Annotated in this window: 17 protein-coding genes and 1 CRISPR repeat array; of the genes, 11 read left to right on the forward strand and 6 right to left on the reverse strand. The window is 46.7% G+C overall.

The window, feature by feature from the left end:
- Nucleotides 1–73 precede the first annotated feature (73 nt).
- Together nrdJ and WBA89_RS08550 are read right to left on the reverse strand one after the other, a co-directional pair.
- Nucleotides 74–1,318 carry a ribonucleoside-triphosphate reductase, adenosylcobalamin-dependent gene (gene nrdJ, locus WBA89_RS08545; protein ID WP_424405602.1) on the reverse strand — a complete coding sequence of 415 codons (1,245 nt, stop codon included), beginning with the start codon at nucleotides 1,316–1,318 and terminating at the stop codon, nucleotides 74–76.
- 202 nt (nucleotides 1,319–1,520) lie between these two features.
- Nucleotides 1,521–1,808 carry a hypothetical protein gene (locus WBA89_RS08550; protein WP_424405604.1) on the reverse strand — a complete coding sequence of 96 codons (288 nt, stop codon included), beginning with the start codon at nucleotides 1,806–1,808 and terminating at the stop codon, nucleotides 1,521–1,523.
- A gap of 36 nt (nucleotides 1,809–1,844) precedes the next feature.
- Between WBA89_RS08550 and WBA89_RS08555 the strand changes: the two genes are divergently transcribed.
- Complete coding sequence (locus WBA89_RS08555) at nucleotides 1,845–1,982, forward strand: hypothetical protein (protein WP_424405606.1); 138 nt, start codon at nucleotides 1,845–1,847, stop codon at nucleotides 1,980–1,982.
- A gap of 307 nt (nucleotides 1,983–2,289) precedes the next feature.
- Here WBA89_RS08555 and WBA89_RS08560 read toward each other — a convergent pair whose 3' ends face one another.
- From WBA89_RS08560 to WBA89_RS08570, 3 genes are all read right to left on the reverse strand, one after another.
- Nucleotides 2,290–4,452: a DUF4394 domain-containing protein gene (locus tag WBA89_RS08560; protein WP_424405608.1), complete on the reverse strand. Its 2,163-nt coding sequence runs from the start codon at nucleotides 4,450–4,452 to the stop codon at nucleotides 2,290–2,292.
- 695 nt (nucleotides 4,453–5,147) lie between these two features.
- Nucleotides 5,148–5,858, reverse strand: coding sequence for a DUF547 domain-containing protein (locus WBA89_RS08565; RefSeq protein ID WP_424405610.1), 711 nt, complete (start codon nucleotides 5,856–5,858; stop codon nucleotides 5,148–5,150).
- A gap of 131 nt (nucleotides 5,859–5,989) precedes the next feature.
- Entirely contained in the window at nucleotides 5,990–6,379 is a 390-nt protein-coding gene (locus tag WBA89_RS08570) for a pentapeptide repeat-containing protein (RefSeq protein WP_424405612.1), read from the reverse strand.
- Nucleotides 6,380–6,508: 129 nt separating this feature from the next.
- Here WBA89_RS08570 and WBA89_RS08575 point away from each other — a divergent pair, with 129 nt between their 5' ends.
- A complete protein-coding gene (locus WBA89_RS08575) occupies nucleotides 6,509–7,987 on the forward strand; it encodes a bifunctional orotidine-5'-phosphate decarboxylase/orotate phosphoribosyltransferase (protein WP_424405614.1) in 1,479 nt (492 codons plus the stop codon).
- A gap of 279 nt (nucleotides 7,988–8,266) precedes the next feature.
- Here WBA89_RS08575 and leuB read toward each other — a convergent pair whose 3' ends face one another.
- The gene (gene leuB, locus WBA89_RS08580) at nucleotides 8,267–9,352 is read right to left on the reverse strand and encodes a 3-isopropylmalate dehydrogenase (RefSeq protein ID WP_424405616.1); all 1,086 of its coding nucleotides are present in this window, start codon (nucleotides 9,350–9,352) and stop codon (nucleotides 8,267–8,269) included.
- A gap of 113 nt (nucleotides 9,353–9,465) precedes the next feature.
- Here leuB and WBA89_RS08585 point away from each other — a divergent pair, with 113 nt between their 5' ends.
- The 9 genes from WBA89_RS08585 to cas2 all read left to right on the forward strand — a co-directional run bounded on the left by WBA89_RS08585 (nucleotide 9,466) and on the right by cas2 (nucleotide 18,971).
- The gene (locus tag WBA89_RS08585) at nucleotides 9,466–10,110 is read left to right on the forward strand and encodes a DEAD/DEAH box helicase (RefSeq protein WP_424405618.1); all 645 of its coding nucleotides are present in this window, start codon (nucleotides 9,466–9,468) and stop codon (nucleotides 10,108–10,110) included.
- Nucleotides 10,097–12,145, forward strand: a complete 2,049-nt coding sequence (locus WBA89_RS08590) for a helicase-related protein (RefSeq protein WP_424405620.1) — start codon at nucleotides 10,097–10,099, stop codon at nucleotides 12,143–12,145. The genes WBA89_RS08585 and WBA89_RS08590 overlap by 14 nt, the downstream gene beginning before the upstream one ends.
- Before the next feature lie 279 nt (nucleotides 12,146–12,424).
- Nucleotides 12,425–14,230, forward strand: coding sequence for a hypothetical protein (locus WBA89_RS08595; RefSeq protein WP_424405622.1), 1,806 nt, complete (start codon nucleotides 12,425–12,427; stop codon nucleotides 14,228–14,230).
- Nucleotides 14,231–14,242: 12 nt separating this feature from the next.
- Nucleotides 14,243–15,217, forward strand: coding sequence for a DevR family CRISPR-associated autoregulator (locus tag WBA89_RS08600; protein ID WP_424405624.1), 975 nt, complete (start codon nucleotides 14,243–14,245; stop codon nucleotides 15,215–15,217).
- 148 nt (nucleotides 15,218–15,365) lie between these two features.
- Nucleotides 15,366–16,031 (forward strand): hypothetical protein, encoded by a 666-nt coding sequence (locus tag WBA89_RS08605; RefSeq protein ID WP_424405626.1) that lies wholly within the window; start codon nucleotides 15,366–15,368, stop codon nucleotides 16,029–16,031.
- A complete protein-coding gene (cas6, locus tag WBA89_RS08610; RefSeq protein ID WP_424405628.1) occupies nucleotides 16,009–17,028 on the forward strand; it encodes a CRISPR system precrRNA processing endoribonuclease RAMP protein Cas6 in 1,020 nt (339 codons plus the stop codon). The genes WBA89_RS08605 and cas6 overlap by 23 nt, the downstream gene beginning before the upstream one ends.
- Nucleotide 17,029: 1 nt before the next feature.
- Nucleotides 17,030–17,614 (forward strand): CRISPR-associated protein Cas4, encoded by a 585-nt coding sequence (cas4, locus tag WBA89_RS08615; protein WP_424405630.1) that lies wholly within the window; start codon nucleotides 17,030–17,032, stop codon nucleotides 17,612–17,614.
- 3 nt (nucleotides 17,615–17,617) lie between these two features.
- Entirely contained in the window at nucleotides 17,618–18,595 is a 978-nt protein-coding gene (gene cas1d, locus WBA89_RS08620) for a type I-D CRISPR-associated endonuclease Cas1d (RefSeq protein WP_424405632.1), read from the forward strand.
- Between the two features lie 79 nt (nucleotides 18,596–18,674).
- Complete coding sequence (gene cas2, locus WBA89_RS08625; protein WP_193974341.1) at nucleotides 18,675–18,971, forward strand: CRISPR-associated endonuclease Cas2; 297 nt, start codon at nucleotides 18,675–18,677, stop codon at nucleotides 18,969–18,971.
- Nucleotides 18,972–19,308: 337 nt separating this feature from the next.
- A CRISPR array of direct repeats spans nucleotides 19,309–21,199; the repeat unit is 37 nt; unit sequence CTTTCAATTAACTGAATCCCGGCAACGGGACTGAAAC.
- Nucleotides 21,200–21,223: the final 24 nt, after the last annotated feature.

A 21,223-nucleotide genomic window follows, 5' to 3' on the forward strand; every position in this document is an offset into this window, starting at 1 on the left:
AATTCCCTTACTTACCTCGGAATTAACATCTCAGTCTTCTCCGATTTTACGAGGTTTTTAACGTGAGGCAAAATTACTTACCACACGGGTTTAAGCCCACACGGACTAACCGATGTTCTAACTCGCCAGCCGTCATGTCAGGATAGCGTTTCTGCAACCAATCTTTAGCTTTTCCTTCGTTGTAAGCTTTCAAAAACTCAAGTTTAAGACTCGGTGTTGAAAGTAAGTCAACGTTAGATCGAGCTACAGCTTCTCCGGCCCATTGAATCGCACCTTCGCCGCTGTAATACTGTTTGCGGACAGCATCAATACATTCTTCCAGTGTTGGTTTGCTATGAAAAACACGGGTATGATTTGCCATACGAAGGGCATCGCGCTCTGGATCGATTCTCCAGTTGCCACTTTCATCTTGTTGCCACAAATTGTTTTTAGCATTTGCCCCCAGTTCATCACCAGATTCAAATTGACGCATCCCCGCGCTTCTTCTGATATTTCCGGCGACGATTGTGACGGCTGCTTCGTCAATCAACACGCAGCATTCAACTGAATTTAACTGCCGCCCTTGAGCTTTATTCAAAATTGTGGCGCAGCGCTGATAAAGGTCGGGCAATTTCACCGGATTTGCGACTCCGCCAAAACCTTTTAAAGGCTCTCCCACCGGGCGAACGTCGCTCAAATCTATGTAAACTTGAACTTCGCCTGCAAATCTTTCATCTGTGGATAATTCCAGCAAACTTTGATAGGATTTTACCCAACCTTGGCGAGAATCTCCGACATAAATAGTGGCGGTTTTTTCGTCTATTTTTACTTCGGTTTCTTGGCGGCGCGAATCAGCGGGTGTAGAGCCGATTTCGCCTTGCACTGTCACGGTTAAGCGGTTGCTAATCTGTGGCAATTGGTTGATGTATTGTGGTTCCAAGACTGCGCCGGTGCCGCAGCCCATCATCGCCAAATCCATCAACAAACCAAAGGCGCGCCAGTCAAGAATATTGGTTGAGGAACAGTTATATGCACCGGAAAAGTTCTCTGGTTGCTCTATCCATTTGCTGCCGCCTACCCACAGCCAGCGGCCTGAAGCGAGGGTTTTGAGCTGGCTTTGCATCCGGTGCAGGAGCTTTGTTTGTTCGGGGGTGAGGTTTCCGAGCGATTCTAAGCCCTTGACGGTTCGATCGCACACTTGGGCCCAAGTCTCGCGCCCTGTCTCGGTACGGCGGCTGTACGTCCTGAAAAATACTGGATTGGCTGCGGGTGCTGTTTCGGGAAAATCCGACTGGTTGCGTTTTTCGCTGGCACTCGATCGCTCTAATTCTCGAACCATAATTTATGTACTGACGCGGGATATATCAACCTACGAATATACAACACGATTCATATTTAGGGTGAAAGGTTAATATATTTGACAATTTGCACTAGATATGGGACAGGGAAGTGTAGAAGCTCGATCGGGCGATCGCCCCAAAACTTGACGAAAAAACCCGATTTCTTCCAGAAACCGGGTGAATCGCAAATCTTGTCAATTGTCAATTATTTGTCAATAAAAACTCAATATTGGGTAACAGCGGGTCTTGAACAACCCCCACACCGTTAAAGCCCCAACGTTCAAGCAGCTTTTTTACCTGAGAACCAGAAATTGATTCTACTCCGAATCGATCGGCAACATCAGCAGCATGGGCGTTGAGATAGCTCAAAGCATCATAGTCTTCGCGAAACATCAGCAGGAAACTCACCGCCGAATCTGGATTGGGACAAGCGCTGATATATTTGCCGTCAGCACGAGAACGGAGCAAGTAAAAAACTTGGGATAACATCTTATCTTTTTGGTCAAAATAATAGATTAACTCAAATTGGGAATCGGGAATCGGGAATCGGGAATTGGGAATTGGGAATCGGGAATCGGGAATTGGGAATCGGGAATTGGGAATCGGGAATCGGGAATCGGGAATTGGGAATCGGGAATCGGGAATCGGGAATCGGTAAATTAAAAAAGTTTAATTATTTTTCTTCCTTCTTCCGACTTCCATCGGACTGATGACGTTGTACGGAAAGCAGTTGCCAGTTGTCAGTTGTTATTTGTTATTTGTCAGTTGTCAGTTGTCAGTTGCCAGTTGCCAGTTGCCAGTTGTCAGTTGTCAGTTGTTACCAATAACAAATAACCAATAACAAATAACAAATAACAAATAACCAATAACAAATAACAAATAACAAATAACAAATAACAAATAACAAATAACAAATAACAAATAACAAATAACTGATGACTAATGACTAATGACTAATGACTTCCCCTATTTAAATCAAAGTCAGTGCCAAACCTTTAATCGATCGCCCGTCGCCAATTTGACCGACGATGGAAGCCCGACCGGTCGTCAAATTGATATTGTACAGGCTCGAAACTCCGCCAACATCGATCGCAGCCAAAGCCGTTTCGTTACCGCCAACACTCCTGACATCAAAGCCGAGAACGGTACCGGCATCAATGCCCAAAGGCCCGATCGTATTCAACACTCCATTATTCGGCGGATCTTGCCGCACCAAAACGTCTAAATTGCTGTCGATGGCAAACAAAGTTGTCGAATTTACCCCCGGCAAGTTATTCACATAAGCAGCAGACGCCACCCCCGGAGAATTTCCAAAATTGCGATCGCCTGCAGCATAAGCCAAATTCCCGTCGAGTTGAATTCCCCCCGTCAGCGTGTCAGTATCGACAATTGCGCCATTATTCGGATTGAGGCGGGCGTTTTGACCGGCTTGATTGACAAACCGAATGCGATCGACTGTGGGATTGAAATCAAAACCCGCAGCCCCCGGAGTCAAACCAACAGGAAATTGCCCAGTCCCGACTTGACTTGCAGCCCCAGTCACAGGATCGATCGCGTACAAGCGATTGCTAGAACCAACACCGTAAAGTTGGCCGTTAGCGGGGCGAAAATCAATTCCCAGCAAACTTTCTCCAGGCTGCAAACCCGTAACTGTTGCGTCGCCCAGAATTGCCTGCGGTGCCGCCTCGTTAAAACCGACAATTGCTTCAGCGCCATTTCTAACAGTCAAGGCGTAAGCTGTAGGCAAAGGCAAAGCCAAACCGTTAATCTGTCTTCCGCCGGCAATTTGACCGGCGAAGGAAGCTTGACCGGTACTTAAATTGATGTTGTACAAGCCAGAAATGCCGCCGACTTCCAGCGCCGCCACTGCCACCTCGCGACCGTCAATACTCCTGATATCAAAGCCGAGAATGCTAGAGGCATCAACTCCCAAAGATCCGATCGTATTCAACACTCCATTATTCGGCGGATCTTGTCGCACCAAAACGTCTAAATTGCTGTCAATTGCAAACAGTGTCGTCGAAGTTGCCCCGGCCAAGTTATTCGCATAAGCAGACGCAGCCACTGCCGGAGTGAACCCAAAATTGCGATCGCCCGCAGCATAAGCCAAATTCCCGTCGAGTTGAATTCCCCCCGCCAGCGTGTCAGTATCGACAATTGCGCCATTATTCGGATTGAGGCGGGCGTTTTGACCGGCTTGATTGACAAACCGAATTCGATCGACTGTGGGATTGAAATCAAAACCTGCAGCCCCCGGAGTTAGGGGAACAGCAAACGGCCCGCTACCGACTGCATTTGCTTCCCCAGTCATCGGATTGATAGTATACAAGCGATTGCTAGAACCAACACCGTAAAGTTGACCGTTAGCTGGTCGATAATCAATTCCCAGCAAACTTTCTCCTGCTTGCAATCCAGTCACGGGCAAATCTGAGATGACACTTCCGGGATTGGAAAGACTAAAACCGACAATCCGATTAGCAGGAGTTAAAGCATAAGCCGTTGTCCGCGGTGGAGGCGGGAGAGTGGCAACAATGCTGCCAATATTATTAGTGAAATTTGCCGGGCCGATCGAACTTTGTCTCACCCCTTGGAGAACCGCAAAAAATTCTCCAGTCACCCGGTCTTGAATAACAGTATTGTTTCCAGCTTCGAGAATATTCAAGTCGCTAAAACTGAGACCTCCGGCCAAGCCGATTAAATCTGTGCCGACTGCAAAATCGGCGATCGTGTCCGCATTTGCCAAACTCACACCGCCGCTGGTACGGGAACCGTCAGCTTCAGCGTAGCGCCTCAAAACAAATAAGTCTGCGCCGTCTCCACCGATCAGAATATCAGTATCTCGATCGCCCGACAAAACATCATTGCCGGAGTTTCCAGATATAGAATCGCTACCTTTTCCGCCTACTAAATAATCGTTATCTTCTCCGCCGTTAATAATGTCGTTATCTAAATCCCCAAACAGCGAATCTCGGCCTGAATTGCCCTCAAGAAAATCGCTTTGCTTACCTCCATAAATGCTGTCATTACCAGAGTTTCCGGCAATGGTGTCATTCCCCATCAAACCAAAAATTAGGTCATCTTCTGGAGTTCCTGCTAGAAAGTCTCCTTGTGCGGTGCCTTTAATGTCTGCCACGATATAATCACCCTCCAAATTTGATGTTTCCGTTGTCTAACTGTTACCGGATTCTGAGTTAAAATACCACAAATTCGCACTTTTAGGATAGTTTTTATTATTTTCGGCTGTAGGGGCGGGTTGCCGTAAAAGTATTACAGGCCGATCGAATGATACATAAACCCGTCCCCAATTCCCATCAACCCACTCCTAAATACCGATCGCTTAGCCGTATTTTATAGTTGGCTGTGCAGCAAGCGGGCGATCGCAGCTTAACTGCAAACAGGCAAGCTGAAATTTTTAGCGGTGCGAACCCATGATATTTTGTACTGCATTCATTAGTAATATACGCTCAATCTATAATTTTGGATCTGTCCAGTCATAAATTATTTTTCAACTTTAATTTTCCAGCCTCCGAGTCCAATAACAAGCGAATTTCAAAGGTGGTATCCGCCACGCGATCGATCCGTGGAATCAATCCAAAATCTAAAATCCTCAAGCCCGATCCTCGATCCGTGGGGTCGCCTCCAAAATCTAAAATCTAAAATCTAAAATCGAATGACTCAGTAAGCTTTCGCGCAAATAAACATTGTATATTCAGGGCGGCCCCGACAGCCCACCACACTCATTGTTCGATCGTTTTTTAGCATACAGTTTAAATGCCGCAACTGCTTAATATATAAACCATGAAAATAAAATAGTTTTGAGAAAAAATCTCAATTCTCAACTTGATTTAAATTCCAATCGTAAGGCAAAAAAACGATCGCCCATTCATTGCTGACAGCCGCCTCCGGCCCCAAATAATCGCCCGCATACGCAGCCACCGAACCCGCCACTTTCACAAAATCATCGCCGTACCAATCAAAAATTTTACTCAAATAAAGCGTCTTTTTTTCAGCATCGTACCGCACTTTATCGGGATTGCGAATAAAACGGCTCGCGTCGGCTTCCAGTTGCGCCCGCACCGACTCCGGGAAATAAGCTCCGCGACGCAGCAGCGGACACCCGACAGCAGCACAAACTAAGGCAAAATGGATGCGCGGTTCCGCAAAATCGGGCCGCAAAATTGCGTGTTCGATTTGATTGAGACTGTATTTTTTACCGCCAATTATTGAGTTGGAACGGGTGAAGAAATCCAAAAAAGCGAGCCAATTCGGAATTCCCAAAACTTTGGGACGGATCGAGGCGATGGGGTATACTTCGAGAACCTGAGAAATTGCGATCGCATTGTACGCATTCAGCCACAGCGCCAGTCGCGCATCGGCATCCGTAACAGCAGCTAAATCTACCTCCGCCAAAGTTGCCAGCCAAGCCTTCAAAACATCGGCCCCCTCAGCTTTCCAGCCGCGATAATTGACGCGGCCGAAATCGTCAGCGTAGCGTTGCAGCAACTCGTCCCATGTCGAAAAGTCGATCGAATTTATCATTCATTACTATCCACATTCTAAGGCGGATCTTGCTTGAGGTTCAGGTTCTATTTGTACGCTGATTTTCTTTAAAATCTTGTGGAGCGGGTACTCCGACTGCGCCCAAAAGTTAAATTTAAATACAGTACAGCTTATTTAATAGTACCGTCAACCCAAATCGCCCCTGCAAGCTTAGCATTGTCCAAATTTGCCCCGGTCAAATCTGCCCCAATTAAATTAGCGTTAGTTAAATCAGCACCTGCTAAATTAGCTTGTCGCAAAGAAGCCCCGCCGAGGGCCGCCCCGCTCAAATTTGCCCCGGATAAATTAGCTTCTCTGAGATTTGCACCTCTCAAATCCGCCCCTTGCAAATCGGCATTTGCTAAACTCGCTTGCAGCAGGGGAATGCTTCTCAAATCGCATCCGGGACACTGGTTGGTTTGCAGCAACTGGTTGACTTGCTGAGGATTAGCTGCAATCGCCCCTGCCACTAACCCGAACATCAGTCCAAATGAAACTGCTCCCAAAGTTACAGATTTCATGGTCTTTACCTTCTACAATTAGAAAAGATTCTTAATTTAAACTTCAACGGGGATCGGTTGATTCCGGTACAGCACCAATCCCCGTTTCTGAGACAAATTTGTAATTTTCCCTTACCTCCCCAACCAACTATGACTGATAAAAGCAGCTTTTTCGATAAACTGTTAGCGGCTGTTGAAACCAATCAAAGTTTGCTGTATTTAGCCCTAGATCCAGACCCGGAAACCTTGCCCGCGCTGGTTTCGATGACAGGTGAGCAAACTCAAAGTTTTGTGACTGATTTGTTGGCAAGGCTCAAAAGTGCGATCGACCAAACAGCCGATTTAATTTGTGCCTGCAAAGTCACCCTCGGTTTTTATCAATCTCTCGGCATCCCCGGCTGGGAACTGCTGCAACAAATTTTAACAATAATTCCCCCTCAAATTCCCGTAATTTTAGATGCCAAACACAGCGACTTAAACACCAGCGGAGTGTTTGCCAAAACCGTATTTCAAGACTGGAAATTTGACGCTATTACTCTCAGTCCCTACGCCGGATTCGACGAAGCAGCACCATTTTTATTATATCCCGGAAAAACAGTTTTTGTTCTCTGTGCCACTGCCAACCCGTCAGCCGCCGCACTGCAAGAATACCCGACAGCAGAAAACCCTTTGTACTTGCAATTAGTCCGAGTCTCTCAGACTTGGGGAACTCCCGAAAAACTCGGTTTGGAAGTAGGAGTAATGCCTGATATATTGGCGCGCATCCGCCAAGCAGCTCCCGAACGGCTGATTTTAGTTGAAGGAGACATTGCCGAAGAAAATGACATTGCAGAAGAAAACGACCTCGCACAACTGCTGGCGGCCGGTTTGAGCAAGAATGGGGAGGATTTATTGCTGCCAGTCCCCCCAAGTTTGTTGGCGGGGAAAGAGCCGCGCCGAGAAATTGAGAAATTGCGGGATAAAATTAACGAACAGAGGCAAAGGGCGATCGCAGGTAGCCCCAGTTGCGAATTGTGGCTGCCGGATGTTTGCTTTTTGCAACCAGAGTCCAACCGCGATTTAATCTTGCAACTTTATGACATCGGCTGCGTAGTTTTTGGCGACCACGTACAAGCATCGGGAGCGGTTTTTCCCTATTACATCGACTTGCGAAAAATCATCTCAACTCCCCAAATTTTCCATCAAATTGTCAGCGCCTATGCAGACATTCTCAAGGATTTAAAATTCGATCGCATTGCCGGAATTCCCTACGGTTCCTTGCCCACAGCAACGGGTTTAGCATTGCGGATGGAACGCCCGATGATTTTCCCGCGCAAGGAGGTGAAAACTTACGGTGCGGGCAAGTTAATTGAAGGGCATTTTCAGGCAGGAGAAACGATTGTGGTAGTCGATGATATTCTGATTAGCGGCAAAAGCGTCATGGTAGGCGCGGGCAAGTTAAAATCTGCTGGGTTGAATGTGGAAGATATTGTGGTTTTGATCGACCACGAACAGGGTGTGAAAGACAAATTGCAGGCCAACGGTTATCGCGCACATTCTGTGTTAGCGCTTTCGGAAATCGCTCAAACTTTGTATCAAGCAAATCGCATTAATACGGAGCAATTTAATATGTTGACAGCCGAAAGTTAAAGTATATAATTTATAATTACCAGGCCGATCCTGGTAATTGATATCTGGAGGCTGATACCAATTTCATAAAGTAGTGCTAGATATTACCCCCCCAACCCCCCCTTATTAAGGGGGGGCTAAGACTTCATCCATAGCACATCTTTATAAAAATGGTATGAGCATCCAAAATTCTGTCTCGTTTGCTTTGTTTTAATGGAGGCAGAGCCTCCTGAAATGCGTTCCCAGGCAGAGCCTGGGAACGAGTAACGAGTAAAGGGTAAGAAGCCCCTAGCAGCGAAATTAACCTTGCAAAACTTCAATTAAAGCATTGCCCATTTCCTTGCAACCAACCTGTTTCATGCCTTCTGACATGATATCGCCAGTGCGATAACCTCGATCCAAAACTTTGACAACTGCTTGCTCGATTTTATTAGCAGCTTCCGGCTGATTTAAGCCGTAGCGCAGCATCATTGCGGCGCTTAAAACTTGGGCGATGGGATTTGCTTTATCTTGTCCGGCGATGTCGGGTGCGGAACCGTGTACTGGTTCAAAAACTCCGGGGCCGGATGCGCCTAAACTAGCAGAAGGTAGCATTCCGATGCTGCCGGTTAGCATCGCCGCCGCGTCGGATAAAATGTCTCCAAATAAGTTGCCGGTGACAATTGTATCGAACTGTTTCGGCCAGCGGATTAACTGCATGGCGGCGTTGTCAACGTAGAGGTGAGAAAGTTCGATATCGGGGTATTCTTGAGACAGGGAAATTATGCGATCGCGCCACAGTTGCGAAACATCCAAAACATTCGCTTTATCAACGGAACACAGCCTTTTTCCGCGCTTCCTGGCCGTCTCGAAAGCTACTCGCCCGATTCTGTCAATTTCTGAGTCGGTGTAAGCCATTGTATTTACACCGCGTTTTTCCCCGGTTTCTGTCTCAAAAATGCCTTTGGGTTTGCCGAAATAAATGCCGCCTGTAAGTTCGCGGACTACCATAATATCCACGCCTTCCACAACTTCTTTTTTCAAGGAAGAAGCATCAACTAATTGCGGTAAAATAGTTGCAGGGCGCAAATTTGCAAACAATCCCAATCCGGCGCGCAGTCCTAAAAGTCCGGTTTCCGGGCGCTGTTGTCTGGGCAAGTTGTCCCACTTGTAACCGCCGATCGCAGCTAATAATACTGCATCGCTATTTCGGCATTTTTCTAAAGTGTTTTCTGGCAGCGGATTGCCTGTTTCGTCAATAGCTGAACCGCCGATTAAAGCTGTTTGAAATTCAAAGCCGATGTCCAATTGTTTGCCGACAAGTTTCAGGACATCTACCGCTACAGCGATAATTTCTGGGCCGATGCCGTCTCCAGGTAACAGAGTGATGCGGTAGTTTTGAGTCATGTCAATTTGGGTTGGCGATTTAAGATTTTTGATGGGAAGCTTTTAGCTGCTCGCAGGCTTAGGATTATATCAGCTCCTGTACGCCGATCGCACAAAAATCTGGATTTTTACCCGTGAAGACATTCTATACAGATACTGACATCAACCTATTGTTTCGCGCGCTGACTGGATTTGCACCCCGACAATTCCAAACAGAAACCATCCAAAAAATCCTCAATCGCGAAGATGTCTTGCTGAGAGCGCCGACGGGTTCGGGTAAAACTGAAACTGCGATCGCCCCTTTTCTGTTCGCCCAAACTTTCAACCTCGACTTCCCCGCAAAACTCATCTATGTTGTTCCGCTCAGAACCCTCGCTAACAGCCTCCGCCAAAGAACCGAAACTTTAGTCAAAAATTGGTCGCAAGTCCATCAATTAGCTCGCCCGGTGGCGGTAACGCTACAAACCGGAGAAAATCAGGAAGATCCGAGGTTTGAAGGAGATATTATCTTTTGTACGATCGACCAAATGTTGAGCAGTTTTCTGAATATACCTTATTCTGTCGGGAGGGGTTCTGCTAATGTCAATTCAGGAGCAATCTTGGCGGCTTATTTAGTTTTCGACGAACTGCATTTACTCGATCCAAATCGCTCTTTCACTGCGATTATTAAAGTGTTGCAGCAAGTTAAAGGAATTTCCCCTTGTTTGCTGATGACGGCTACTTTGACTGACGAACTTGCCAATCGCATTATCGAGGAAATTAACCATGAAATTAGTTAAAGTTGAAGATGCTGATTTAGCTGAAATTGAAGCCAACCGCTGCCGGACTTTTCGTGCTGTATCCCATCCGCTGACGGCTAGTGTTATTCTCGGCGACATTCAGCAACACTCGCGCCGGCGAGTCATTGTAATTTGCAATACTGTTGCTCAATCTCAAGGTATTTTTAAAGATTTACAAGCTGCTGATTTAAACGGCGATTTGGAAATTACGCTGCTGCATTCTCGGTTTTTGCCAGCAGACAGGGCGAATAAAGAAACTTACTTGCAAGCAGCATTTTGTGAGAATTGGTTGAATGAGGGAATCTGTCAAGTTTTGATTGCTACTCAGGTAATAGAGGCGGGACTTAATATTACTTGCCAAGTCATGCACTCGCATCTTTGCCCGATGAATTCTTTGCTGCAAAGGGCGGGACGCTGTGCGCGATTTGCGGGAGAAACTGGGGAAGTTTGCGTTTACCGTTCTTTTCAATTATTGCAGATTGACTCCGAGTTGTCAACCGCAGATTTTGAGGATGGTGAAACTGAAAATCATCCAGAAAAGCGACAAAACTTTTTGCCTTACGATCGCGAAATCTGCGAAGTTACTTGGCAAGTTTTGGAGGAATACTCGCAGTCGGAAGCAGCCGATCGCCCGGTGGGATTTCGCAGGGAGGAAGAGTGGACCGATCGAGTTCACAAAGCCGAGGATGCGCTGCAAGCCAGACGCAGACAGAACGATCGCCCTGAGTTCGATCGCAAGTTTAATGCAGCCGTCTTTCAGGGCGATCGCAGCGTTGCTAGCGACTTAATTCGGTTGGTAGACAGTCGCAGCATTTTTGTTTGGGAAACAGCAAGTTTCATCGATTTTGATGACGAACAAATCGACCTTAAAAAACTTTTACCTTTCTCCCTGCCGGTCACAATTTTGTGCAAAGTATGGCGGGAATTTCACAAATTAGAATATGCAAGCGAATGGGTATTCAAGCGAATTGAATACCCGCCGCCAAGCCGCGCCGAAACTTACAGCCAACCGATATGTACTCCCGTAAAATCGACCGCAGATTTGCTCGGCAGCGTCCAAATCTTGGTCAATCCGCGCTACATTCAATACGACGCAGAAGTTGGCTTAATCATCGACATTCACGAACAGGGCAACGGCTTTGCATCGCCGGAGAAAGCGAAAAAACAAATCGCTAGCGAGTACAAATACCGCATGGATAATTATGTCGGTCATTTAGTTTTAATGTGGAAGTGCTGGCGCGAACCTTTTGCCACAAAAATCATGAAAAATGGCGCTGCTTGCGAAATAAAATACAGCAGCGTTCGGGATGAGTTGCTGTCAGCGGGAGGGCGGTTGATTCGCAGCAAAATATTTCCTGAAGCGACAGCAGCAGATACAGCGGCGCTGTTTGAATATTTGGTGTTGTTGGCAATTTTTACTCACGATTTGGGCAAGTTGCAAGTTAAATGGCAGGAAGTAATGAGGGGATGGCAGGAGATTGCGTGGCGCGAATTTGGCGGCAGAAATCCCAAGTCAGAATTGTTGGCGCATACTGATTTCGATCCGGGCAAAACAAGTCAAAAACAGGCGCTGAAAGCTTGGGAAAAGCAGCACAAACGACCGAATCACGCCGTAGAAAGCGCGTTTTTGTCGAGGGAAATTCTCAAACAAGTTCTTGTGCCGCTGTTGGAAGATGAATTTGAGGCCGATCGCGAGCAAATTCAATATATTTGTCACGCGGTTATTTTAGCAGCAGGGCGGCACCATTCGGCTTGGGCGAAGGGATGGCTGAGTCAAAATGTGGCTGCAATGTCGCCGATTCAATTGCATCTAGATGCTCAAAGGGCGATCGATTCGGGTTGGCGAAATCTGATTCGTTTTTTACCGAAAACTCTGTGTTTGCCGCAGGAAAGTCCTAAATTCAGCCGCAATTCTTATGATGTGAAAACTTTTGAACTCGATCGGTTTGATGGGGATGCAATTGAATATTTGCAACTGTATTCGCTGGTGGTGCGCGCTTTGAGGTTGTGCGATATGCGATCGGTGCAATTTTAGATTTTACAATTGTCAATCGAAAATCGCCTGACGCACCTGCCAATTGGAAGACCCCCTTTCCGTTGGGATGATACAATCAAAGCCAATACCGTTGGGTTAAGCCATATCCCCCCTTTTGTAGGGGCGGGCACTCTTGGCACCGCCCCTACAAAAGGGAGGGACAAGAAGTTGCTCAATGTCCCCCTTTTTAAGGGGGATTTAGGGGGATCTCCTCGGAGTAAACAGTTTTAACCCAAGCGTATTGCAATCAAACCAATTAAATAAATTAAGGTAAAAGCAGTGACAGTCGATCGGCTTTTTGTCATCAAAAAATTCGGTACATACGCCGACACATTTTTAATGCTGGGATTAGCTAATTTAGCTGAATATGCGCTTTCTCGAACCAAACAAAAAACACAAATGCAGCTTGTTGATGAAGGAACGCGCTACTGCATTCAGTTCAAAAAGCCTGTCAATCTCCAAACTTTTTCTGAACTATCTTATGCCGATGCTTTTCCTCCGGTATGCGGCGCAAAAACCGATCGCACTCAAATTCCTGCCGATACCACGATTTTCGATACTGTTAAAAACACGGAAATTAGAAAGCTGTACCGCGATTATTTGTTTCAGCAGCGCGGGCAACCCAAATTTACCGAAGAATCCCCAAAACCTCCCGATCCGAGGACTCAAAACGGGACAATTTTAGTGTCAATGAGGCACGAGAAAAATCATAACGATTTGTGGCTGCAAGGGCGAAATTTCAGCACTAATTACGGCAAGTTTATTGTTGCTTTATTCCAAGGATTCAGCCTCGACTCGACATCTCAAACTCAGCAAGTTGCTGCACTGTTCAAAGAGGCTACAAAAGAAAAATTATTCGAGACGGCAAATGCAGTAAAAATTTATTTGCCGACAGCAGTTCAAGGTGTCAACCGCATTAAGGCAGATAGCAATAAAACCGACCCTCAAAAAACTGATTGGTTGAGTTTGTGGTTGATTGCTGGCGGTTTGTTTAACTTTGCACTGTGCGATCGCATCAAAATCTCTGATAGCGCTTACGATTGGCGCGCTGTTGTGCTGGAACCCAGCAACATTCAATTGCAAAAATACCGGGAAATTCTCAATGAACTGCGCGTATTCAACCCCCCTGGCGGCGGACACGGCATTGCTAGATTTGATGCTGAATTAGTCCTGAGATTCTGTCAAACGCTGCTGAACAACCATCCGGCGCAGGCTGAAGGCCAAGTAGAAGATGAGTTGGAAATTTGGGAATCAGTCGATCGCTTTATCGGCGGTTTTAGCGGCACGCATTTTGGCTCGAAAGGTCAAGTTTATGGTGTGAAAGATATTTTTACCCTGGGACTTCCCGGCTGGATTTGTCCCCAAAATCAGGATGAAGTTGTCGATTATCAAAGTGTTTTAAAAGAACATTTGTCAGTTATACTGTCTTTATCGTCTGAGGAAGGAAACAGCGAGTTGTTAGCAGCTTACCGAGATTTTATTGCTGGCAACAATCTCCGCAATTTCTTTCCGTTTCAAGTCGGTTATGCAGATTTTGCTGTCAAACGCCTCGCCGATCCAAAATCTAAGTCTCCCCGTTTATTTTCTGTAACAGGACTCAATACGATGACCAAAAAAACACCAGATTTCTTGACAATTACTAGAGACGCGAGTTTTCTCCGCATTGCTAAGGCAATCAATCAAGCAACGGTTTATGCGGGGAAAATTCAGACGAAAGATGGGGCGAAAGAATTGGATTGGCAGCGGCAGTACGGTTTGGCACAACTTTTGAGCAGTCAGTCGGGTTCTAAAAAGGATTTTGTTTGTGCGATCGCCGATTTTTTGGCTAAGTACGAAGCGGAGAATTTGCGGCTGTTGGAAGGCTATCTCAAGCAAGGCAAGCGCTTGCTGCGCGTCCAGCCGAAGAAAGAAGATTTGGACAGGTTGATGGAACTTCTCGACGAATTCGATACAGTTTTAGTGGCGAATTTATTGATTGCTTACGGTTATGCTAAATGGCCGAAAGCTCAGGATGATTTGCCGGATGATTCGGCAAAGGAAAATACCGAAACTGCGGAATCTGAAGATTTTGAAAAACAAAAATAAGGAGAATATACCATGAACAACTCAACTTTTCCCGTTTATTCGATTTCGCTCAGCGGTTTGCTTTCTTGGCAGCTACACGCCCTGAATAATGAAGGCAATGAGGGCAATCAATCCCTAACTCGCCGCTATTACATTGTGGAAAAAGGCGACCCGGAACCTAAATTTGTGAACGGAGTTTCGGGAGATGCGATCAAACACATTCAGGCGGAACATTTGCACCGAATTTGCCTCGAAAGCGAACTGCCTTTGTCGGAAGGCGGCAGACAATTTAATCCCGATCGCATTGGGTTTGATATCGATTTAGCCGAGAAGCAAAAAACGCCTTTGTTTGCCGAACCGGAAACAAATTTAGCGACAAAAACTGCGAAGGTTTTGCAACTCTGTACCGTCAGCGATTTAGAAGGATTTATGGTGACAGAAAAAAAGGGACAAACTCTCAAACGCGAGTCGGTTATTGAATTCGGCGCTGTTGTCGGTTTGCCCGGTTTTGTCAAAACCCAGAGTTACTTTCACGCCAAATTCGGGACTGACAATCCTACTCCTTATAACGTGCAGATTAGTTCTGGTTTGTACGCAACTGTTTTGAATATCGAAGCGTTTCGGATCGGCTACAATCCTCACACTTTTAATTATGCCATTGCGGCGGGCGATCGCAAAAAACGCCTCGATGCTTTACTCAAAAGTGTGCTCTACACTTTCCTGCAACCCAACGGCGCGAAACGCAACACAAATTTACCCCATCCCGACCATTTTGAAGGCATCATTGCTGTCAGCACGCGCCGCTGTCCCGCACCGATAATCAGTGCTTTAGATGCTGACTATCACCGTCAAATTGAAAGCCTCGCGAATACCCTCAACCGGATTAACGGAGAGGGAACAATTCGGCTGTTTCGATTTGAAACAATGGCAGAATTTGCAGAACAAATTCAACAATTAATCACCTTATCTGCACCCTGGGAGAGCAACAGTGCCGAAGCGATCGAATAATCCTCAAAATTCTTACTCTAACTCCCCCCTCAATCGGGGGGAATCGAGTCAAAACTCTGACTCTAACTCTGACTCTAGCTCCCCCCTTAATAAGGGGGGCTGGGGGGGTTCTAACCAGTGGTTAGCTGTCAGTTACCAGCCCGTTAGTTTGTTTTCTCTCAAACGTTCCGACGCTACCAGCATGGCCGCCCGTTCTAACTTAGTCCCGACTCCTTACGCGATTAAAATGGCACTTTTAAAAGTGCTGTTGGAAAGCGAAGGGGCGCTGCATTCCAGCGATTTTGACGAGTGGATAGAAGGCGAATTTGCTTGGATTCGAGATTTGCAAATTTGGGTGCGGCCGCCGGAAAGATTGGTTGTCAACCGCAACGGTTACAAGCTCCGCTACTACGATCAAACGGCGGATAAAGCCGATAAAACTCGATCGACTGTTCCGATGCAGGGGGGATTTGTATTTCGCGAATGGATTTATTTGGAAGGCAATTTGGAAATTCACTGCGCGGCAAACGACCGATCGCCCGCATTGACTCAATTGTTCGCTCAGATCAACTATTTTGGCAAGCGGGGCTGCTTTTTTCAGTATTTGCCCGATCGAACTCAAATCACCGCCGAACCCCTCTACCAGCCGAATTTGAGCCTTAGTTTCACCGTAGGGCTGATGGACGATTTCGGCAAAAACACTACCTTTGACAAAATCAATCCTTTCTCCACCAAAAAAGCTGCCCTTGACAAAGACCGCACAATTGTTACCGATTTTTTGCCCTTAAAACTAACAGCTACCAGCGCCCGCTATGACTTTTACCAAAGACTCTGAACAGGAATTCGCCGGATTGAGTTTAGTATTGAAACCCGCTGCCGCCTCAACTCGTTCAGTACCGCTAATTGAATGGCTGCCTGCTTTTGAACATCCTTTAATTTGGATGGCAACCGCCCCGCGCGGGGGAGTTTTAAAAGTTATGGCAGTTTTGCAGCAGCCGGAATTTTACCCAGAATTAATGCAGGCTATTTGCCTGCAAATTAGCAGAAATAAGGCTGTTATCTGGCAGGAAAAAACTTGCGAAGTTGCGGGAGTTGAAGTCGATTCTTCATCCCTGCACGTTTTGCAAATTCCGCTGCGGGCCCAGGAGGTGCTGCCGCCTACTTTGGGAAGGGCGGTTCATGCTAAGTTTTTTGAGTGGATAGGAAATGCTAATCCCGCACTGACTGAGGAAGTGCACCAACAAGCTCATTTTCCCGGCGCTTTAGTTGCCGTACCGGGAAAATCTCCCCAGCATAAATATTTGAGATTGGCTTTATTGCGATCGGAATTGCTGGCTGCTTTGCTGTGGGGATTGAGTCAGGATATCGGCAAAGATATTGCTTTGACTGGTGTAGTTTGCCGCTTGGAAGATTGCGTGGAAATCGTGCAAGCTAGCAGCTATGAAATGTTGGCAGAATCGCCCGGTCAAAAATCGATCGCCCTAGAATTTCTCTCGCCAACCAGTTTCAAACAAATTAAGGTAATTCAGCCCTTCCCGCTGCCGGAGTTGGTATTTGGCAGTTTGCTGCGCCGCTGGAATGCTTTTGCTCCGAGTGCGCTGCAATTTCCGGCTGTGGAATGGAGCGCGGTTACTTCTAGTTTTGAGGTACAAACACGGGCGCTGAAAATGAAAGCTGGAGCGGAAATTGGGGCGGTTGGATGGGTGAAATACGAATTCCCGGATGCGGAACAGGCTAAGATTGCTGCGGTTCTCGCTCGGTTTGCAGCTTTTTCGGGGGTGGGTAGAAAGGTAGGAATGGGAATGGGACAGGTGAAATTGAAGGAAAAATAAGATGAATGAAGATTTTTTGCCTTTGGCTTATCTGAATGCTTGGGAATATTGCCACCGCCGATTTTATTTGGAATACGAATTGGGGGAAATGGAGGATAACGAACATATCCTCATCGGGCGCTATTTGCACCGAAACATCGATGAGGAAGGAACGGTGGAATCAGACGGTATTTTGATTCACCGCCAGCAGTGGGTGTGGAGCGACCGGCTGAAGGTTAGTGGCATTATTGATGCTGTGGAAGAGCGCGACGGTTTGTTAATTCCTTTGGAGTACAAAAAGGGAAAAATGGGCAAGTATCTCAACGACCATTTTCAACTTTGCGCTGCTGCTTTGTGTTTGGAAGAGCGCACCGGGCGGGCGATTGATTCGGGAGAAATTTTCTATGCGGGTAACAAGCGCCGGGAGAAAGTTGAGTTTTCGGCGCGGTTGCGGCAGATGACGGAAGAGGCTATTTGGGCGGCTAAAAAAGCTGTTGAAGGTGCGATTCCGCCGCCTATCGATAATTCTAAAAAATGTCAGGCTTGCAGTTTGCAAGGAATTTGTTTGCCTTTTGAAGTTAAACAGTTGCGTCAGGAGATGATTTAAGTTATGCCTGTACTTTATGTGACTCAGCCGGATGCTGTTTTGAGCAAAACTTACGAGGCGTTTACTTTAGCGCTGCGGCAGGAAGACGGTAGTTGGAAAAAAAAATCTGTTCCGGCTCAAACTGTGGAAGAAGTGGTGCTGGTTGGCAATCCTCAAGTTACGGGGGATGCTATGGTTTACGCTTTGGAATTGGGAATTCCGGTGCATTATCTTTCGGTTTTTGGCAAGTATTTAGGAGGGGCGCTGCCGGGGCATTCTCGGAATGGGGCGCTGAGATTGGCTCAGTATCAATTGCACTGCGATGCGGCGAAAAGGCTGGATTTGGTAAAGTCGATTGTGACGGCGAAGATTCAAAATCAACATACGGTTTTGTACCGCCAAAATATTAAGGACAATCCGCTGAAAGCTAATAAGAAGTTGGTCGCCGAAAAGCAGACTTTACAAGAGGTTATGGGGGTTGAAGGTTTGGCGGGTAAGAATTATTTTGGTGCTTGGGCTGGGATGTTGAAAGAACCGTGGTTTTTTCCGGGACGAAATCGCCGTCCTCCTACGGATCCAGTAAACTCTTTGTTGAGTTTTGGTTACGGACTTTTGCGGGTGCAAGTAACGACTGGGGTTCATGTTACGGGACTGGATCCTTATATTGGTTATTTGCACGCTGTGAGTCGGGGCCAACCGGCGATGGTGCTGGATTTGATGGAGGAGTTTCGGCCTTTGGTAACTGATAGTTTGGTGCTGTCGGTGTTGAATCGGCGGGAGTTTGAACCGGCGGATTTTACTGAAAGTTTGGGGGCTTACCGGCTTTCTGATAGCAGTCGGAAGCGGTTTTTGCAGGCTTTTGATAGGAAGATGAATGATGAATTCAATCATCCGGTTTTTGGGTACCGCTGTACTTATCGGCGGGCGATCGAATTGCAGGCTCGGCTGTTGGGTCGGCACTTGCAGGAAGGTGTTGCTTACAAGCCTTTAGTTTTGCGGTGATTGCAAGAGGGGTAGAGGGGTAGGCACGGGGGCACTACCCCTACATTGATTTACAAAGTTTTAGTTTTGCGGTGAAAAAATGAAGGATACTTTGTTTTATTTGGTGATTTACGATTTGCCGGATACGGATGGTGCGAACAAGCGGCGGACTCGGCTGCACAAGTTGCTGTGCGGGTATGGAAAGTGGACGCAGTACAGTGTTTTTGAGTGTTTTTTGACGGCGGTGCAGTTTGTGAAGCTTCAGCAGAAGATTGAAAAGTTGATTAGGCCGGAGGAGGATGCGGTGCGGATTTATGTTTTGGATGCGGGTTCGGTGAAGCGGACAATTACTTACGGTTGCGAGAAGCCTAGGGAGGAAGGGGCGATTGTTTATTAATATGTAGGTAGGGTCGATCGACCTCAAATAGAAAAACCCGATCGCGCTGTCTGGGAATTGGGTTTTTTGCTGGGGTCGATTCTACAATTTTTAATCTCAAATTGATTGACAGATAATGGCGATCGATCTATGATGATTTTCGTGAACCGAAGTGAGGGCAAATCTTGTGGAGGTTGACGAAAAACGCCAGAACCTTGACAAGCTAATAGTTTCAACGTTCGCACCGTCTGAGTTGTTGCGAATTGGTGGCAATAAGCGGGGCTGTAATGAAGGTAAAATTGAGGTTGACGAAAATCGGCTTCAGAATGCTCTCTGTGACTGGGTTCTGGGGGGCGGCCTTTCAATTAACTGAATCCCGGCAACGGGACTGAAACCCTCCCCCACCCTTGTCGAACCATCCCGGTAAAAGTTTTAAGCTTTCAATTAACTGAATCCCGGCAACGGGACTGAAACCGAAGATGAAGAAGACTTAGAACATGAAGGAGAGACTTTCAATTAACTGAATCCCGGCAACGGGACTGAAACACTTGGATTGATTATCGAGGGTATCGAATTCATCTTCTTTCAATTAACTGAATCCCGGCAACGGGACTGAAACTCTCTTTGATACGCGGCTTTAAATATTTGGCGCAAACTTTCAATTAACTGAATCCCGGCAACGGGACTGAAACATTGCAACACGATCGCCACAATCATCGAATCGCAGACTTTCAATTAACTGAATCCCGGCAACGGGACTGAAACAATTCTTGGTTGCATCCCAGCCCTTGACGGCTAGAAATGCTTTCAATTAACTGAATCCCGGCAACGGGACTGAAACTTTTCAAGTGCCGGAATAAGTGCAGAAAATGCGATCGCTTTCAATTAACTGAATCCCGGCAACGGGACTGAAACTTTTCGGTTACGTCGAGAAGTTGAGGCATCTCCAACTTTCAATTAACTGAATCCCGGCAACGGGACTGAAACTTTCTAATCTAAGCGCAATCGACCATTCGACAGATCCTGCTTTCAATTAACTGAATCCCGGCAACGGGACTGAAACATTCAATCGAACTTTGACCAAAAACATCCACAAGTGCAACTTTCAATTAACTGAATCCCGGCAACGGGACTGAAACTCTCTCAATGGATAATTATCTCGACTTCGGAACCCCGATCTTTCAATTAACTGAATCCCGGCAACGGGACTGAAACCATCCATAGCACCCACGACATATCCGTACAATCAATCTTTCAATTAACTGAATCCCGGCAACGGGACTGAAACCACTCAGAACAGGTTCGGAGCGGCTACCTTAGCAAACTTTCAATTAACTGAATCCCGGCAACGGGACTGAAACATCCGGTCAAAGGTTCCGATTTTGATTGCGTGTTCACTTTCAATTAACTGAATCCCGGCAACGGGACTGAAACCTGTGACGTTTTCGATGATGGCAAATTTTGGCTGCACTTTCAATTAACTGAATCCCGGCAACGGGACTGAAACATTAAGGTTGTGAGCCTTTTAGCTTCAGGCAAAACTTTCAATTAACTGAATCCCGGCAACGGGACTGAAACGCTGAAGTAACTTCCGGGTTTGTCACCGGGGGAATAGGGGCTTTCAATTAACTGAATCCCGGCAACGGGACTGAAACCTCAATCGGCGTGGCGCGTTGCCAAAGTTGTGAGCGGCTTTCAATTAACTGAATCCCGGCAACGGGACTGAAACATTGGATGGAAGAGCGCATTACAGATGTCGAAACTGAGACTTTCAATTAACTGAATCCCGGCAACGGGACTGAAACCTTCAGTGTACAGGGCATGATTTCTTCCCCCGCGACGAACTTTCAATTAACTGAATCCCGGCAACGGGACTGAAACAACACTACCAGACCTAAACCGACTGCCGGAATGAGAATACTTTCAATTAACTGAATCCCGGCAACGGGACTGAAACCATGAGAAAAAGGCGGGAATTTACCCGCCCGACTTTCAATTAACTGAATCCCGGCAACGGGACTGAAACGCTATCATTCCGAGCTTAGCGGCGACCGCTTCCCAGACTTTCAATTAACTGAATCCCGGCAACGGGACTGAAACTTCGGTGGTGATAGCGATCGCCTCTGACTGAGTGGTGCTTTCAATTAACTGAATCCCGGCAACGGGACTGAAACCCGTCTTTCAGCACAGAATTAGTTAAGGCTATGGCAACCTTTCAATTAACTGAATCCCGGCAACGGGACTGAAACAGTAAACTTGGCTTTGCTCTTGGT

The sequence above is a fragment of the Microcoleus sp. genome, from assembly GCF_049646505.1.
Classification (GTDB): Bacteria; Cyanobacteriota; Cyanobacteriia; order Cyanobacteriales; family Microcoleaceae; genus Microcoleus.

Coding starts and splice junctions, on each gene's coding strand:
- cas6 (WP_424405628.1), top strand. CDS start 16,009: ATGACTTTTACCAAAGACTCTGAACAGGAATTCGCCGGATTGAGTTTA.
- WBA89_RS08600 (WP_424405624.1), top strand. CDS start 14,243: ATGAACAACTCAACTTTTCCCGTTTATTCGATTTCGCTCAGCGGTTTG.
- nrdJ (WP_424405602.1), bottom strand. CDS start 1,318: ATGGTTCGAGAATTAGAGCGATCGAGTGCCAGCGAAAAACGCAACCAG.
- cas1d (WP_424405632.1), top strand. CDS start 17,618: ATGCCTGTACTTTATGTGACTCAGCCGGATGCTGTTTTGAGCAAAACT.
- leuB (WP_424405616.1), bottom strand. CDS start 9,352: ATGACTCAAAACTACCGCATCACTCTGTTACCTGGAGACGGCATCGGC.
- cas4 (WP_424405630.1), top strand. CDS start 17,030: ATGAATGAAGATTTTTTGCCTTTGGCTTATCTGAATGCTTGGGAATAT.
- WBA89_RS08570 (WP_424405612.1), bottom strand. CDS start 6,379: ATGAAATCTGTAACTTTGGGAGCAGTTTCATTTGGACTGATGTTCGGG.
- WBA89_RS08550 (WP_424405604.1), bottom strand. CDS start 1,808: ATGTTATCCCAAGTTTTTTACTTGCTCCGTTCTCGTGCTGACGGCAAA.
- WBA89_RS08575 (WP_424405614.1), top strand. CDS start 6,509: ATGACTGATAAAAGCAGCTTTTTCGATAAACTGTTAGCGGCTGTTGAA.
- cas2 (WP_193974341.1), top strand. CDS start 18,675: ATGAAGGATACTTTGTTTTATTTGGTGATTTACGATTTGCCGGATACG.
- WBA89_RS08565 (WP_424405610.1), bottom strand. CDS start 5,858: ATGATAAATTCGATCGACTTTTCGACATGGGACGAGTTGCTGCAACGC.
- WBA89_RS08590 (WP_424405620.1), top strand. CDS start 10,097: ATGAAATTAGTTAAAGTTGAAGATGCTGATTTAGCTGAAATTGAAGCC.